General features: G+C 71.5%; 4 protein-coding genes. All 4 read left to right on the top strand.

What is annotated here, in order from left to right:
- The first annotated feature begins 58 nt into the window (after positions 1-58).
- Genes ACKUU6_RS23780 through ACKUU6_RS23765 form a run of 4 tightly spaced genes read left to right on the top strand, consistent with a single transcriptional unit; the run spans position 59 to position 17,181 of the window.
- Entirely contained in the window at positions 59-2,671 is a 2,613-nt protein-coding gene (locus ACKUU6_RS23780; RefSeq protein ID WP_407990590.1) for a non-ribosomal peptide synthetase, read from the top strand.
- Positions 2,664-7,217: a type I polyketide synthase gene (locus ACKUU6_RS23775; RefSeq protein WP_407990589.1), complete on the top strand. Its 4,554-nt coding sequence runs from the start codon at positions 2,664-2,666 to the stop codon at positions 7,215-7,217. The genes ACKUU6_RS23780 and ACKUU6_RS23775 overlap by 8 nt, the downstream gene beginning before the upstream one ends.
- Positions 7,217-11,773, top strand: coding sequence for a type I polyketide synthase (locus ACKUU6_RS23770; RefSeq protein ID WP_407990588.1), 4,557 nt, complete (start codon positions 7,217-7,219; stop codon positions 11,771-11,773). The genes ACKUU6_RS23775 and ACKUU6_RS23770 overlap by 1 nt, the downstream gene beginning before the upstream one ends.
- Entirely contained in the window at positions 11,773-17,181 is a 5,409-nt protein-coding gene (locus ACKUU6_RS23765; RefSeq protein WP_407990587.1) for an SDR family NAD(P)-dependent oxidoreductase, read from the top strand. The genes ACKUU6_RS23770 and ACKUU6_RS23765 overlap by 1 nt, the downstream gene beginning before the upstream one ends.
- Positions 17,182-17,195 lie beyond the last annotated feature (14 nt).

The raw sequence follows: 17,195 nt of genomic DNA, 5'->3' as shown, positions 1-17,195 counted from the left end.
CCCGCACCGGCAGGACGGGTGACGCGCGTCCTCGCCCCGAACTCCCCAAGGCAACCTCATGACACTACCCGAGACACCCCCCACCGAGGCGGCCGCCACCGCGCCCACCACCGAGCCGACGGCCGCCGCCGAGCTGCCGCTGGACCGGCCGCACCCCGCCCACCGCGACCTCCGGGCCGGCTCGGTCCCGTTCGCCGCCCCTGGCGGGTCAACGGCTTTGCTGCGCAAAATCGGTGAGGAGCGCGGAGCCGGGATCCCGGCCGCGGCGCTGGCCCTCTACCTGACCCTGCTGCACCGGTACGGCGGCCAGTCCGGGCTCACCGTGGGGGTGACCAACAGCGCCGGGGTGACCAGCGCGGTCCACGTCGAGGCCGTCGGCAGTTTCCGCGACCTGGTCGGGCAGGCGGGGGCCGCGTTGGCGCGGGCCGAGCAGGCTACCACCACCACGGCCGTGCACCCGTGGCCGGGCTTCTCCTGCCTTCCGGCCGCGCGGCCCGCGCCGGTGACGACCGTGCACGACCTTGACCTCCAACTCCACTACTCCGATGGCGAGCTGACCGGCAACCTGGTCTTCGCTGCGGACGTCCTCGACCCCGCCACCGCCCGCCGCGCGGTGGAGCACCTGCTCCGGCTGCTCGACAGCGCGGTCACCGCGCCGGACGCGCCGGTGGCCGGTCTGCCGCTGCTCACCGCCGCGGAGGAGGCCACCGTCGGGGCACTGAACGGCGACCCGGGCGAGCCCACCGAGCTGGGCTTCCACCAACTCTTCGAGGAGCAGGCCGCCCGCACCCCCGAGGCGGTCGCGGTCCGGTCTGCGGACGCCGTCCTCAGCTACCGCGAACTCAACGAGCGCGCGAACCAGTTGGCGCACCTGCTGGGCGAGCTCGGGGTTGGCCCCGAAGTGACGGTCGGGCTGTGCGCCGATCGCGACATCCGCCTGCTGGTGGCCGTACTCGGTGTTCTCAAGGCCGGCGGAGCGTACGTCCCGGTGGATCCGAACGACCCGGCCGCGCGGCGGGACGCCATCCTGGACGACGCCGCCGTGCGGGTCGTGGTGACGACGGCTCCGCTGGGCACCGGGCACCAGGTGGTCGAACTCGACACCCGCTTCCAGGTGCTGGCGAGCCGTCCGACCGAGAATCCGGTCCCCGGGCGCCCGGTGGCCGACGACGCCGCGTATCTGCTCTACACCTCCGGCTCCACCGGCACGCCCAAGGGCGTGGTCATCGAGCACCGCCAGCTGGTCAGCTACACCCGGGCCGTGATCCGGCGGCTCGGCATCGACGGGCCGCTGAGCTTCGCCATGGTGCAGCCGCTGACCGTGGACTCCAGCGTCACGTCCTTCGCCCCGCCGCTCTGCACCGGCGGCCAGGTCCACCTGATGTCCCGTGAAGCGGGCCTGGATGCTGACAAGTTGGCCGACTGGGCGCAGACCTGGGGTGTCGACGTCCTGAAGATCGCCCCCTCCCACCTGCGGGCCCTGCAGTCCTCGCCCCGGTTCGCCGAGTTGCTGCCGCGCCGGCTGCTGGTGATCGGCGGCGAGGCCTCGGACTGGCGCTGGCTGCGCGCCCTCCAGCGCCTGGTGCCGCACTGCCGGGTGTTCAACCACTACGGTCCGACCGAGACCACCGTCGGCGTGCTCACCCTCGCCGTGGCCGACCACCCGGAGGCCGGGTGGGAGACCGCACCGATCGGTGTCCCGCTGCCGGGCACCCGGGCCCACGTGGTGGACCCCGCAGGCCGCACCACGCCGGTCGGCGTCGCCGGTGAACTGCTGATCGGCGGCGACAACCTCGCCCGCGGCTACCACCGCCGGGACGACCTCACCGCCGCCGCCTTCGTGCCCGACACCCTCGGCGGCGGACCGGGCACCCGCCTCTACCGCACCGGCGACATCGTCCGCCGGCTGGCCGACGGGACGATCGCCTTCCTCGGGCGGCGCGACGACCAGATCAAGGTGCGCGGGTTCCGGGTCACCCTGGGCGAGATCGAGGCCGCGCTGAAGAACCACCCCGAGGTCCGTCACGCCGTCGCCATCGTCCGTGAGGACGCCCCTGGCGACCGTCGGGTGGTGGCCTACGTCGAGCCGCACGGTACCGCCAGCGCCACCGGCACCGGCACCGGCACCGGCACCGGCACCGCGGACGGTACCGAGACCGGAACCGCCGACGGGTTCGACACGGCCGGCCTGGAGCGGCACCTGCGGGAGCGGCTCTCCCCTCACATGGTCCCGCAGGTGATCGTGCCACTGGACCGGCTGCCGCTCTCCGTACACGGCAAGGTCGACCGGAGCAGGCTGCCCCGGCCGACCGAGCCCACCACCGTCACCGTGCCGCTGCCTCCCAGGGGCGAGCTGGAGCGGCTGGTGGCCCGGGTCTGGCAGGAGGTCTTCCGCACCGAGGCGGTCGGCACCGACCAGAACTTCTTCGACCTCGGCGGACACTCCCTGCTCATGGTCGAGCTGCACCACCGGCTCCGGGCGGCGACCGGCCGCGAGATCGAGCTGCTCGACCTGTTCCAACACACCACCGTCCGGGCCCAGGCCGAGCTGCTCTCGGGGCAGGGGCAGGGAACTGCTCCCGCCAGCGCCCGCGGCAGGGGAGTTCAGCAGAACGCCCTTCTGAAGCGCCGCCGTCAGCAGCTGCAAGCGAAGCGAGGTCACCATGAGTGAGTACGAGTTCGAGGACAGCCTGGACATCGCCGTGGTCGGCATGGCAGGCCGCTTCCCGGGTGCCCGGTCGGTCGCGGAGTACTGGAGCAACCTCAAGGCGGGCGTCTGCTCGGTGACCCGCTTCGGGGAGGAGGAGCTCGCCGCCCGGGGCGTGGACGCCGCCACTCTGGCCGACCCCGACTTCGTCGGCGCGGGCTACGTGCTGGAGGACAGCGAGAAGTTCGACGCCGCCTTCTTCGGCTACTCCCCGCGCGAGGCCGAGCTGATGGACCCTCAGCACCGGGTGCTCCTGGAGTGCGCCTGGGCCGCGCTGGAGAGTTCCGGGTACGACGCCGAACGCAACGACGGCCTGGTCGGCGTCTACGCGGGTGCGGGGAACAACACCTACCTGCTCTTCAACATCGCATCCCAGCCGGGCGCCGCGCAGCTCCTCGGCGACAAGCAGACGGTCATCGGCAACCGCCCCGACTTCCTCGCCAGCCGGGTCTCCTACAAGCTCGGCCTGGAGGGCCCCGCCCTCAACATCCAGTCAGCCTGCTCCACTTCACTGGTCGCCGTGGTCGAGGCCTGCCAGGCACTGCTGGCCTACCAGTGCGACACCGCACTGGCCGGTGGCGTGGCCGTCGACGGCACCAGGAGCAAGGGCTACATCTACCGGCCGGACGGCATCTTCTCACCGGACGGCTACTGCCGCACCTTCGACGCCGCCGCGCAGGGCACGGTCGGCGGCGACGGCGTCGGCATGGTGGTGCTCAAGCGCCTCAAGGACGCGATCACCGACCACGACCACATCCACGCGGTGATCAAGGGCTCGGCGCTGAACAACGACGGCTCCCGCCGGGCCGGCTTCAGTGCACCCAGTGCCGCCACCCAGTCCGCCGCCATCTCCACCGCGCTGGCCAACGCCGACGTACCGGCCGACACCATCGGCTACGTCGAGCTGCACGGGACCGCCACCATCCTGGGCGACCCGATCGAGTTCTCCGCCCTGGCCACGGCCTACTCCGGTGTGGCGCCAGGCAGTTGCGCTCTCGGATCGGCCAAGACCAACATCGGTCACCTCGACTCGGCGGCCGGTGTCGCCGGGCTGATCAAGACCGTGCTGGCCGTGGAGCACGGCCAGCTGCCGCCCACCCTGCACTTCGAGAAGCCGAACCCGCGGATCGAGCTGGACGGCAGCCCGTTCTACCTCAATACCGAGCTGCTGCCCTGGCCCGAGCACGAGGGCCCGCGCCGGGCCGGGGTGAGCTCCTTCGGCCTCGGCGGCACCAACGCCCACGTCATCGTGGAGCAGGCCCCCGAGCCGGCCCGCGGGCCGCGCCCCGCCGAGGGCACCGAGCAGCTGCTGGTGCTCTCCGCCAAGAGCCCCGAGGCGCTGGAGGTGGCCACCGACCAGCTGCACGACCACCTTCGCGCACATTCCCAACTCCCGCTGGCGGACGTTGCGTTCACCCTCCAGCAGGGCCGCCGGGCGTTCCCGTTCCGGCGGATGCTGGTCGCCGGGAGCACCACCGAGGCACTGTCGGCGCTCGACGCCCGCGACGACGGCCGGCTGCTCAGCTCCACCGCGTCCGAGGCCGCGCACCGGCCGGTGGCCTTCATGTTCACCGGTTTCGGCACCCAGTACCCCGGCATGGCACGTCAACTGCACGCTCAGGAGCCGGTGTTCCGGGCCGCGCTGGACGAGTGCGCCGAGCTGCTGGAGCCGCTGCTCGGCACCGACATCCGCAAACTCCTGCTCACCGCTGAGGAGTCCGCGGCCGAATCCCCCGGGCAGCCCTTCGACTTCCGCAAGCTGCTGCTCCAGCCGGAGCGCAGCGCGCACCCGCTGGACCAGCCGCGTCTCGGCTACCCGGCGGTCTTCGCCCTTGAGTACGCCCTGGTGAAGCTCTGGGCCGCCTGGGGCGTCGAACCCGAGGTGATGATCGGTCACAGCCTCGGCGAGTACGTCGCGGCCTGCGTGGCCGGTGTCTTCTCGCTGCCCGACGCGCTGCGCCTGGTCGCCGAGCGCGCCCGGCTGATCGAGGAGCAGGGCGAGGGCGCGATGCTCGCCGTGCCGCTCTCCGAGGAGGCGGTGGACCGGTACACGGACGCGGAGGTCTGCCTCGCCGCGGTCAACGGCCCGCAGACCTGCGTGCTCTCCGGCACCGTCGAGGGCGTCGACCGGGTGGCCCGCGAACTGCTGGCGGCCGGGATCGCCGCCCGGCAGCTGACCAGCCGCTTCGCCTTCCACTCCCCGATGATGGACCCGGTCGTCGCGCCCTACGCCGACCTGGTCCGTTCGGTGCGGCTGAACGCCCCGAAGGTGCCCTTCGTCTCCAACCTCAGCGGCACCTGGATCACCGACGAGGAGGCCACCAGCCCTGCGTACTGGGCCCGGCACGTCCGGGAGAGCGTACGCTTCGCCGACGGTCTGACCACCCTCTGGTCCGTCCCGGACGTCGTGATCGTGGAGATCGGCCCCGCACCGACCCTCACCCCGGGCGCCCTCCAGCACCCGGCCGCGTCCGGCACCGACCGGGTCGTGGTCCCCTCGCTGCCGGGCGCCTTCCTCGGCCAGAGCGACCGCGCCGCGCTGCTCCGGGCGGCCGGCCGCCTCTGGCTGGCCGGGCTCGGGCGCCCGTTCCCGACCCCGCAGGACGCCCGGCGGGTCCCACTCCCCACCTACCCGTTCGAACGACGTACCTACTGGCTGGAGCCGGGCACCGCCCAGCCGGTCAGCGGCTCGGCCCAGCAGCGGCGCGGCAACCTGCCCGAGTGGTTCTACACGCCGTCCTGGCAGCGACTGCCCGCCGCTCCGCAGCCCGACCCGGCGGTCCTCGCCGCCGAGCAGTGGCTGGTCTTCGCGGACGAGTACGGGGTCGGCCATCACCTGGCGGACCGCCTCAAGGGCCTCGGCGCCACCGTGCACACGGTCCGGCCGGGCGCCGACTGGGGCCGCCCGGCCGAGCGCGAGTACATCGTCGACCCGGGCCGGCCCGAACACTTCGTCCGGCTCGCCGAGGCGCTGCGCGCCGACGGCCCGTTGCCCGGCCGGACGGTGCACTGCTGGAGCGTCGGCGACGACGCGGAGCGGGCCGTCGCGCCTGCGGACGTGCAGGCCCTGCTGCACCGGTCGTTCGGCAGCCTGGTGCACTGGGTCCAGGCCACCCAGGCCGAGCTGATGGCGCGTCAGCAGCGGTGGGACGTGCTGTCCACAGAGGTCTGCTCGGTCCTCGGTGACGAGCCGCTCTGCCCGCCCAAGGCCACCGTGCAGGGTCTGTGCAAGGTGCTGCCGCAGGAGTACCCCTCGCTGGGCTGCGTCCGGTTCGACCTGCGCCTCGAGAGCCCGGACTCCGTGGCCGGGATGGTCGACCAACTGCTGGCCGATCTCGCCGCCCCGCCCGGCGAGCGCACCCTCGCGCTGCGCGGACGCCACCGCTGGGCACCCACGTACGTGACCGGTGCGCCGTCGGGCCGCGTCGGCGCGGCGGTCCGGCCCGACGGGGTGTACCTGATCACCGGCGGCCTCGGGAAGATCGGTCTGCTGATGGCCCGGGCCCTCGCCGACCGGGCCCCGGTGAAGCTGGTGCTGCTCGGCCGCACGGGCCTACCGCCCAGGGAGAGCTGGGACGAGCCGCAGCACCCGGAACCCGTCCGCTCAGCCATCCGGGCCGTCCGGGATATCGAGGCGCTCGGCTCCACCGTCCTGGTGACCGCCACCGACGTCTCCGACCTCGCGGCCATGACCGCGTTGAAGGAACGCGTGCTGCGGGAGTTCGGCCCGGTCAGCGGTCTGCTGCACTGCGCCGGCACCACCGGCACGGCAGCCCACCGGGAGCTCGCGGTGCTGGGCGCCGAGGAGGCCTCCTGGCACTTCGGCCCCAAGCTCTACGGCACCCAGGTGCTCCAGGAGGTCCTGGCCGACCAGCAGTTGGACTTCGCGATCATCAGCTCCTCGATCGCCGCGCTGCTCGGCGGCCTCGGCTTCGGTGCCTACGCCGCGGCCAACGCCGCCCTGGACGTCTTCGCCCAGTGCAACCACAGCGCGGCCCTGCCCTGGACCAGCGTGGACTGGGAGGCCTGGTACTTTTCGAACGAGGACCGAGCAGACTCGGAACTCGGCGTCGCGGTACGCGAGTTGGCGCTCACGCCGGCCGAGGGACGGCAAGTCTTCGACGCTCTCCTGGACGCGGCGCCGCAGCCGCAGATCGTCACCTCCACCGGTGACCTGACCCTGCGCCAGGAGCTCTGGACCGACCCGGTGGCCGACACCCCGGCCCCGGCCGCGCGGCATGAACGCCCCAACCTGCGCAACCCCTACGTCGCCCCGAACGGCGAGACCGAGCACCGGGTCGCGGAGATCTGGCAGGAACTGCTCGGCGTGGAGAGCGTCGGCGTGCAGGACAACTTCTTCGAACTGGGCGGCAGTTCGCTCCTGGGCCTCCAGGTCGTCCACCGACTGCGTCAGGAGTTGGCGGTGGCCGTACCGCTGACCATCGTGTACGAGGGCCCCACCGTGCGCACCCTCGGCGCCCTCGTCGACGACCTGCGGGCGGCGCTGTGATGACGGCCGGCGACGGAATCGCCATCATCGGGATGGCGGGGCGCTTCCCCGGTGCCGGGGACCTGACCGAGTTCTGGGCGAACCTGCGCGACGGCGTCGAGTCGATCCTGCCGCTCAGCGACGAGCAGCTGACAGCGGCCGGGGTGGCACCCGAGGTCTTCGGCCGGCCGGACTACGTCAAGGCCGCGCCCGCCTTCCACGGAAGCGAGCTGTTCGACGCGGAGTTCTTCGGGTACACCGCCCGCGAGGCGGAGGTGATGGACCCGCAGCACCGGCTCTTCCTGGAGACGGCCTGGGCCGCCCTGGAGGACTCCGGCTACGACGCCGCCCGCTACGACGGCTCGATCGGCGTCTTCGGCGGCGCGGGTGCCAACCGCTACGTCCAGCACGTCTACTCGCATCAGCAGATCGTGGACACCGTGGGCCAGACCCAGATCCTGGTGGCCAACGAAATCGGCTTCCTGGCCTCCCGGGTGTCGTACAAGCTGGACCTCAAGGGCCCGGCGATCTCGCTGCGCGCCGCGTGTTCGACCGCCCTGGTCGCCACGCACACGGCCTGCCGCAGTCTGCTGGCCGGCGAGTGCGACCTCGCCCTGGCGGGGGGCGTGCACGTCGACCCGAACCCGGGCACCGGCTACCTGCACCAGGACGGCTCGTTCGTCTCCCCGGACGGGCACGTCCGCCCGTTCGACGCGGAGGCCCGGGGCACGGTCTTCGGATCGGGCGTCGGCCTGGTGGTGCTCAAGCGGCTGGAGGACGCGCTGGCCGACGGCGACACGATCCACGCCGTGATCAAGGGTTCGGCCGTCAACAACGACGGCGGGGTCAAGGTCGGCTTCACCGCCCCGAGCGTGACCGGCCAGGCCGCGGTCATCTCGGCCGCCCTCCGCAGCGCGGGCCTCACCCCGGCGGACATCGACTACGTCGAGGCGCACGGCACGGGCACCTCACTGGGCGACCCGATCGAGGTGCAGGCGTTGTCCCGGGCCTTCGGCGACAGCGGATCCTGCTCCATCGGCTCGATCAAGGGCAACGTCGGCCACCTGGACGCCGCAGCAGGCATCGCCGGCCTACTCAAAACCACCCTCGCACTCAAGCACGAACTCATCCCCGCCTCCCTCAACCACACCCGCAGCAACCCCGACATCGACTTCACCAACGGACCCTTCCGAGTCCAGGCCCACCCCAGCGCCTGGCCACGCACCGAAGAACGCGTGCGACGCGCCGGCATCAGCGCCTTCGGCTTCGGCGGCACCAACGCCCACCTCATCCTCGAAGAAGCACCACCCACCCCGCCCACCGAACCCGGAACCCGCCCCACCGAGACACTGCTGCTCTCAGCCCGCACCCCCGAAGCCCTCGAACAAGCCACCGACCGCCTCGCCACCCACCTGCGCCGCGAACGACCCAACCTCGCCGACGCCGCCCACACCCTCGCCACCGGCCGCCGCTACTTCCCCCACCGCCGCACCGTCACCGCAGCCGACCTCGACACCGCCGCCACCGCACTCGAGACCCGCGACCCCGCACACGTCACAACCAGCCACACCACCCGCGAAACCACACCGATGGTCTTCCTGTTCAGCGGCCAAGGATCACAGCACAACGGCATGGCCCACGACCTCTACGAACACGAAGACATCTTCCGCACCAGCGTGGACGAGTGCGCCGAACTCCTCAAAGCCGAACTCGACGGCGAAGACATCCGCCACATCATCTTCGGCCAGGACCCCCGCCTCAACCAGACCCAATGGGCCCAACCCGCCCTCTTCACCATCGAACACGCCCTCGTCAAACTCTGGCACTCCTGGGGCATCACCCCCACCGCCATGCTCGGCCACAGCCTCGGCGAATGGACCGCCGCCTGCACCGCCGGAGTCTTCACCCTCCCCGACGCACTCCACCTCGTCGCCCTCCGAGGCAAGTTGATGCAGGCCCAAGCACCAGGCGCCATGCTCAACGTCATGGCCGACCGCACCACCATCGAAACCGCACTCACCCCCGGCCTCTCCCTCGCCGCCCACAACGGCCCCCGAGACTGCGTCATCTCCGGCCCCCACCACGCCATCCAGACCTTCACCACCCTCGCCGAACAACACGGCTGGCCCACCCAACCCGTCACCACCTCCCACGCCTTCCACTCCACCCTCATGACACCCATGACCGAGGAGTTCCGCACAGCCGTCGCCACCGTCCCCCGCCAGACACCCACCACCCCCTTCATCTCCAACCTCACCGGCACCTGGATCACCGACCAACAAGCCACCGACCCCCACTACTGGGCCCACCACATCCTCGCCACCGTCGAATACACCACCGGCATCCAGACCGCAGCCACCGAACCCGGCACCACCCTCCTCGAAATCGGCCCCGGCCAAACCCTCAGCAGCCTCGCCCGCCGCACCCTCACCACCACCCACACCACCACCCTCGCCTCCCTCCCCCACAAACGAGACCAGCGAACCCCCACCGAAACCATCCAACGCACCCTCGCCACCCTCTGGCTCACCGGCACCACCCCCAACTGGACCACCTACCACGCAAACCAACAACGCCGCCGCATCCCCCTCCCCACCTACCCCTTCCAACACAAGCACTACTGGCTCGACCGGCAGACCACACCCCAGGCCATCGCCGCCACCACGGCCCGCCGCGACGACCTCACCGAGTGGTTCTACGCCCCCTCCTGGCAACGCGCGGCTCTCCCCACCGGGGATCAGCCGGACGCCAGCCAACACTGGCTCGTGCTCGCCGACGGCCTGGGCGTGGGCGAGGCGGTCACCGAGCGGCTCCGCGCTGCCGGAGCCACCGTCACCGTGGTGACGGCGGAAAGTTCCTGGGCCGACCGCGGAGACGGCCACTACGCCGTCGATCCGGCGGATGGCGCCGACTACGACCGGCTGACCGGCATCCTGCGGGGCGGCCCGGCCGGCCTGCCGACCCGGATCGTGCACGGCTGGAACGTGACCGCACCGGGCCAGGAGACCGGGCTCCAGCACGGCTTCGAGAGCCTGATCCGCCTCGCCCAGGCCCTGATCCGGCACCCGGACGAGGAGCCGCGGCGGCTCTGGGTGCTCAGCAACGGGCTTCACAACGTCACCGGCGCCGAGCAGCTCTCGCCGCTCAAGGCCACCCTGCTGGGCCCGTGCCGGGTGCTGCCTCGCGAACTGCCGGGCACCACCTGCCGTAGCGTGGACCTGGACTGCACTACGGCGGGCCCGACGGTCAAGCAACTCAAGCTCTTGATGGCCGAGTTGGCTGCCGAACCGGAGCCCGGCCCGGAGACGGTGGCCCACCGTGGCGGCCACCGCTGGTCCCAGCACTACCTGCCGCAGCCGCTGCCCCGGCAGGACCGCGCACCGGTGGTGCGCAAGGGCGGGGTCTACCTGGTCACCGGCGGCACCGGCGGGCTCGGCCTGGCCCTTGCCGGGCACCTCGCGGCGGCGGGGGCACGGATCGCACTCACCTCACGGACCGAACTGCCGGAGGCGGCGAACTGGGACTCCTGGCTGGCGCGCAACCCGGGTAAGGGCCGACTCGCCGACACTGTGCGGGAGTTGGTCCGGCTGCGGGACGCGGGCGCGGAGCTCCTGGTGCTCCGGGCCGACGTGAGTGACCGGGCGGCGATGAGCGAGGCGGTCCGGCGGATCACCGAGCGCTGGGGCGCCGTCCACGGGGCCTTCCACGCCGCCGGAGTGGCGGGCGGCGGGCTGATCCAGCTCAAGGACCTCCAGGTGGCGGCCGAGGTGCTGCGGCCGAAGGTGACCGGCACCTTGGTGCTGGAAGAGGTGCTGGCGGAGCAGGAGTTGGACTTCCTGGTCCTGTTCGGCTCGAACGGCGCCAACATCGGCAGCGTCGGCCAGGTCGACTACTGCGCCGCCAACTCGTTCCTCGACGCCTTCGCCCAGGACCGGGGCCGTACCCGACGGGTGGTCTCCATCGACTGGGGTCCGTGGCGGGAGATCGGCATGGCGGCCGGCACCTCCGCCACGGCCGGCTTCGAGGAGGCGGACTCCCAGGAGCGCGCCATGTCGGCCGCCGAGGGACTGTGGGCCCTGGACACCGTGCTGGCCGGAGTCTCGGAGTCCCAGGTCATCGTGTCGCCCGCCGAGCTGTCGGCGCTGTTCGCCAACGCCTTCTCACTCGGACAGGAGGCCGTCGCGGAGCCCCGACCGGCTGCAGCCGCGCACCGACGCCCGGACATCCTCACCGAGTTCGTGGCGCCGCGGTCCGAGACCGAGCGCACGGTCTGCGCGGTCTGGCAGGACCTGCTCGGCATCCAGCAGGTGGGAATCCAGGACAGCTTCTTCGACCTGGGCGGCAACTCCCTGATCGCGATCCAGCTGGTGAGCACCGTCAACGCCCGGCTGGGCAGCAGGCTCACCCTCGGTGACCTGTACGAGGGGCTGACGGTCGCCCACCTGGCGGGACTGACCGAGAAGCCCGTTCAGCAGACAGCAGGCAGCGACCTCAAGGCACTTGAGGACCGTAGAGAGAAGATGCAGCGGCGGCGTCAGCACCAGCAGCAGCGGCGTCGCACGGCAAAGGGCGAATGATGACCACTGATGACTTCACCGACCTCCCAGCCCGGGACGGCATCGCCATCATCGGGATGGCGGGGCGCTTCCCCGGTGCCGGGGACCTGACCGAGTTCTGGGCGAACCTGCGCGACGGCGTCGAGTCGATCGTCCCGCTCAGCGACGAGGAGCTCACGGCGGCCGGGGTCGCCGCCGAGGTCTTCGGCCAGTCCCACTACGTCAGGGCCGCTCCGAAGTTCGAGGGCATCGGCCTCTTCGACGCGGAGTTCTTCGGGTACACCGCCCGCGAGGCCAAGATCATGGACCCGCAGCACCGGCTCTTCCTGGAGACGGCCTGGGCCGCCCTGGAGGACTCCGGCTACGACGCCGCCCGCTACGACGGCTCGATCGGCGTCTTCGGCGGCGCCAGCACCACGGCCTACCTCGGAAACATCCTGAGCAACCTGGAGCAGGGCGAGGCGATCAAGGGCGAGAACGTCGGTCTGGGCTTCGAACTCGCCTTCCTGACCAGCCGGGTGTCGTACAAGCTCGACCTGCGGGGGCCGAGCTTCCCGGTACAGACGGCCTGCTCCAGCTCGCTGGTCGCGCTGCATACGGCCTGCCAGAGCCTGCTCAACTACGAGTGCGACATGGCCCTCTCGGGTGCGGTCTCGTACAAGGTGCCGGAGAACACCGGCTACCTGCACCAGGAGGGTGCCTTTCTCTCCCCCGACGGGCACATCCGCCCGTTCGACGCGGAGGCCCGGGGCACGGTCTTCGGCAACGGCGTCGGCGTGGTGACCCTCAAGCGGCTGGAGGACGCGCTGGCCGACGGCGACACGATCCACGCCGTGATCAAGGGTTCGGCCGTCAACAACGACGGCGGGGTCAAGGCGAGTTTCACGGCCCCGACCGTCAGCGGCCAGGCGGAGGTGATCACCGAGGCGATGTCCGTTGCGGAGGTCGAGTCCGAGGACATCGACTACGTCGAGGCGCACGGCAGCGGCACGGTGATCGGGGACTCGATCGAGGTGCAGGCGTTGTCCCGGGCCTTCGGCGACAGCGGATCCTGCTCCATCGGCTCGATCAAGGGCAACGTCGGCCACCTGGACGCCGCAGCAGGCATCGCCGGCCTACTCAAAACCACCCTCGCACTCAAGCACGAACTCATCCCCGCCTCCCTCAACCACACCCGCAGCAACCCCGACATCGACTTCACCAACGGACCCTTCCGAGTCCAGGCCCACCCCAGCGCCTGGCCACGCACCGAAGAACGCGTGCGACGCGCCGGCATCAGCGCCTTCGGCTTCGGCGGCACCAACGCCCACCTCATCCTCGAAGAAGCACCACCCACCCCGCCCACCGAACCCGGAACCCGCCCCACCGAGACACTGCTGCTCTCAGCCCGCACCCCCGAAGCCCTCGAACAAGCCACCGACCGCCTCGCCACCCACCTGCGCCGCGAACGACCCAACCTCGCCGACGCCGCCCACACCCTCGCCACCGGCCGCCGCTACTTCCCCCACCGCCGCACCGTCACCGCAGCCGACCTCGACACCGCCGCCACCGCACTCGAGACCCGCGACCCCGCACACGTCACAACCAGCCACACCACCCGCGAAACCACACCGATGGTCTTCCTGTTCAGCGGCCAAGGATCACAGCACAACGGCATGGCCCACGACCTCTACGAACACGAAGACATCTTCCGCACCAGCGTGGACGAGTGCGCCGAACTCCTCAAAGCCGAACTCGACGGCGAAGACATCCGCCACATCATCTTCGGCCAGGACCCCCGCCTCAACCAGACCCAATGGGCCCAACCCGCCCTCTTCACCATCGAACACGCCCTCGTCAAACTCTGGCACTCCTGGGGCATCACCCCCACCGCCATGCTCGGCCACAGCCTCGGCGAATGGACCGCCGCCTGCACCGCCGGAGTCTTCACCCTCCCCGACGCACTCCACCTCGTCGCCCTCCGAGGCAAGTTGATGCAGGCCCAAGCACCCGGCGCCATGCTCAACGTCATGGCCGACCGCACCACCATCGAAACCGCACTCACCCCCGGCCTCTCCCTCGCCGCCCACAACGGCCCCCGAGACTGCGTCATCTCCGGCCCCCACCACGCCATCCAGACCTTCACCACCCTCGCCGAACAACACGGCTGGCCCACCCAACCCGTCACCACCTCCCACGCCTTCCACTCCACCCTCATGACACCCATGACCGAGGAGTTCCGCACAGCCGTCGCCACCGTCCCCCGCCAGACACCCACCACCCCCTTCATCTCCAACCTCACCGGCACCTGGATCACCGACCAACAAGCCACCGACCCCCACTACTGGGCCCACCACATCCTCGCCACCGTCGAATACACCACCGGCATCCAGACCGCAGCCACCGAACCCGGCACCACCCTCCTCGAAATCGGCCCCGGCCAAACCCTCAGCAGCCTCGCCCGCCGCACCCTCACCACCACCCACACCACCACCCTCGCCTCCCTCCCCCACAAACGAGACCAGCGAACCCCCACCGAAACCATCCAACGCACCCTCGCCACCCTCTGGCTCACCGGCACCACCCCCAACTGGACCACCTACCACGCAAACCAACAACGCCGCCGCATCCCCCTCCCCACCTACCCCTTCCAACACAAGCACTACTGGCTCGAGCCCCAGGTCCCGCAGGCGGTGGTCCACGACTCCCCTGGCCCGAACCCGCTGCTGGACCGGGTCCTGCTCCGGACCATGGGCCAGTCGGTCTTCCTCACCGAGTTCTCGCTGGAGCGGCACTGGGTGCTCGCCGAGCACAAGCTGCTCGGCGAGGCGATCGTCCCCGGGACCACCTACCTGGAAATGGCCCGGGCCGCCGCCTCCGTGCACTTCGACCGCCCGGTGACCGAGCTCCGCGACGTCACCTTCCTCGTCCCGCTGCTGGTGCAGGAGGGCATACCGCGCACCGCGCACACAACCATCCGTGAACTCAACGACTCCGAAGCCGAGTTCACCGTGGCCAGCCACGACCCGGCGGCCGACCGCTGGACGGTGCACGTGCAGGGCACGGTCGGCGTCCGACCGCACGCCGCACCCGCCCCGCAGCAGGACGTGACCGCCCTGCGCGAGCTCTGCTCGCTGCAGAACGTGGACATCGCCCAGCGGCAGAGCGAGCACAAGGTGATGGACTTCGGCGACCGCTGGCGCCGCAGCCTGCCGACCGTGCACATCGGCGTCCGGGCCGCGCTCGGCATCCTCGACCTGCCCGAGCAGTACCGCGCCGAGTGCCAGGAGCACCCGCTGCACCCGGCCCTGCTCGACCAGGCAACCGGCTTCAGCGGCTTTGCCGTCCTGGAGACCGCCGAAGAGCGCGAACTCGCGCTCGGCGACCGGGACTTCTTCCTCCCGGTGGGCTACGACTCGCTCCGGCTGCACGGCCCGCTGCCGGCCCGGGGGCTGAGCTTCACCCAACCGCACCCGGGCTACGAGACCAACGCGGAGTTCCGCAAGGTCGACGTGGTGATCTTCGACGAGTCGGGAGCCACTGCCGCCGAGATCCGCGGCTTCACCGTCAAGCGGGTCACCGACGCCAAGCGCACCGTCGCCCAGCTGCGCCCGCACTCCCGCCACCACGGCCTCCGCTGGGTGCCGGGACCGGCGGCCGAGGCGCCCGCGACGACGCCCACCCGGGTCCTGGTCATCGCCGAACAGAACAGCATCGGCGACGAGTTGGGCCAGGCACTGCGCGCCCGCGGCATCACGGTCACCGAGGCGCAGTTCGCGGCCGACTGGCAGCACACGGCCACGGGCCGGTACGAGCTGCCGCCCACGTCCGAGGGTTTCGGCCTGCTGCTGGACGCCCTCGGCGCGGAGCTCCCGGAGGAGATCGTGCACGTCGCGGCCTCCGCCGACCTCGCCGTCCAGCAGGACCTGGCACTGCTGGAGGACCGGCTCACCCACGGTGTCCACAGTCTGTTCCACCTCGCCCGCAGCCTCTCCGAACGCGGCCTCTCCCCGAACCGGTTGAGCGTGATCGCTCCCTCGGTGGCCCGGGTGACCGGTGCGGAGCCCGAGACAGCCCCGGTCCACTCCACGCTCTTCGGCCTGGCCAAGGTGATCGGCCAGGAGTACGAGTCCACCGAGGTGTTCTGTCTCGACATCGCCGAGGACACCGGTGCCGACGCCGTCTGCGCCGAACTGCTCGGCACCCGGACGCCGACCACCGTCGCCCTGCGCGACGGGCTCCGGTACGTCGCGGAGCTGGCGCCGGTGGACCTGCGCGAGCAGCCACGCGCCCTGCCGATTCGTCAGGGCGGGGTGTACCTCGTCACCGGTGGTCTGGGCGGGCTGGGGCTGGCGGTCGCCCGCCACCTGAGCCGCTCGGTGCCGGGCGTGCGTCTGGCGCTGGTGAACCGCACCCCACTCCCGCCGCAGGAGCGGTGGGACGAGGTCACCGAAACCAAGCTGCGCGGGCAGATCGAGGCGCTGCGGGCCCTGGGCGCCGAGGGCGCCCAGGTGCGCAGTTACTCCGCCGACGTCACCGATCCGGTGGCCATGCGGGCCGTGGTCGCCGGGATCCGCGAGGAGCTGGGACCGATCGGCTGCGTCGTGCACGCGGCCGGGGTGGCCGGCGACGGCTTTCTGTTCCGCAAGGACCCGGAGACGTTCCGCCGTACCCTGAACCCCAAGGTGCTCGGCGCCACCGTGCTCGACCTGGTGACCCAGGACGACCCGCCGGAGTGCATGGTCACCTTCGGCTCCACGGTGGCCGTCTTCGGCGCGGCCGGGCAGGGCGACTACACGGCCGCCAACAGCTACCTGGACCACTTCGCCGAGCAGCGCTCCGCGCGCGGCCGGCGGACCGTGACGGTCGACTGGAGCGACTGGTTGGACACCGGCATGGCGTTCGACCACGGTGTCCAGCAGGACCAGGGCTTCTTCCGCTCGGTGTCGGTCGAGGACGGTCTGGCCAGCTTCGAGGAGATCCTCGCCGCGGACCGCACCACGGTCATCGTCGGCGAGATCAACTACCCGAAGCTGGGCGGCGCCGACGGCCTCACCGAACTGCTGCGCCGCGCGCCGCTCATGCTGGCCGCGCCTATCCGGCAGGCCCTCGCGGCCGCCCGGGACGACGCGGCCCGGGCCGCCGACGGGCCTGCCGGATCGGCGCCGGGCACGCCGTCCGACGGTCCGAAGCTCTTCGGGAACGAGGACGGGGAGTTCAGCGACACCGAGCGCGCACTGGCCCGGATCTGGGCCCGCGAGCTGGACCTCACCGAACTCAACGTGCGCGACAGCTCGTTCGCTCTCGGAGTGGACTCGCTCGCCGCGCTCCGGATCGCCCAGAGCATCCAGAAGACCATGAACCTCCGGGTCTCCATGGTCGACCTGTTCCGCTACACGACGATCGCGGACCTCGCAGCCCATCTGGACACCAGGGACGCGCAAGGCTGACCAGGCCGCCCCGG

Source organism: Kitasatospora sp. CMC57 (assembly GCF_045866025.2).
GTDB lineage: Bacteria > Actinomycetota > Actinomycetes > Streptomycetales > Streptomycetaceae > Kitasatospora.
This window is presented reverse-complemented; position numbering and strand designations above follow the sequence as displayed.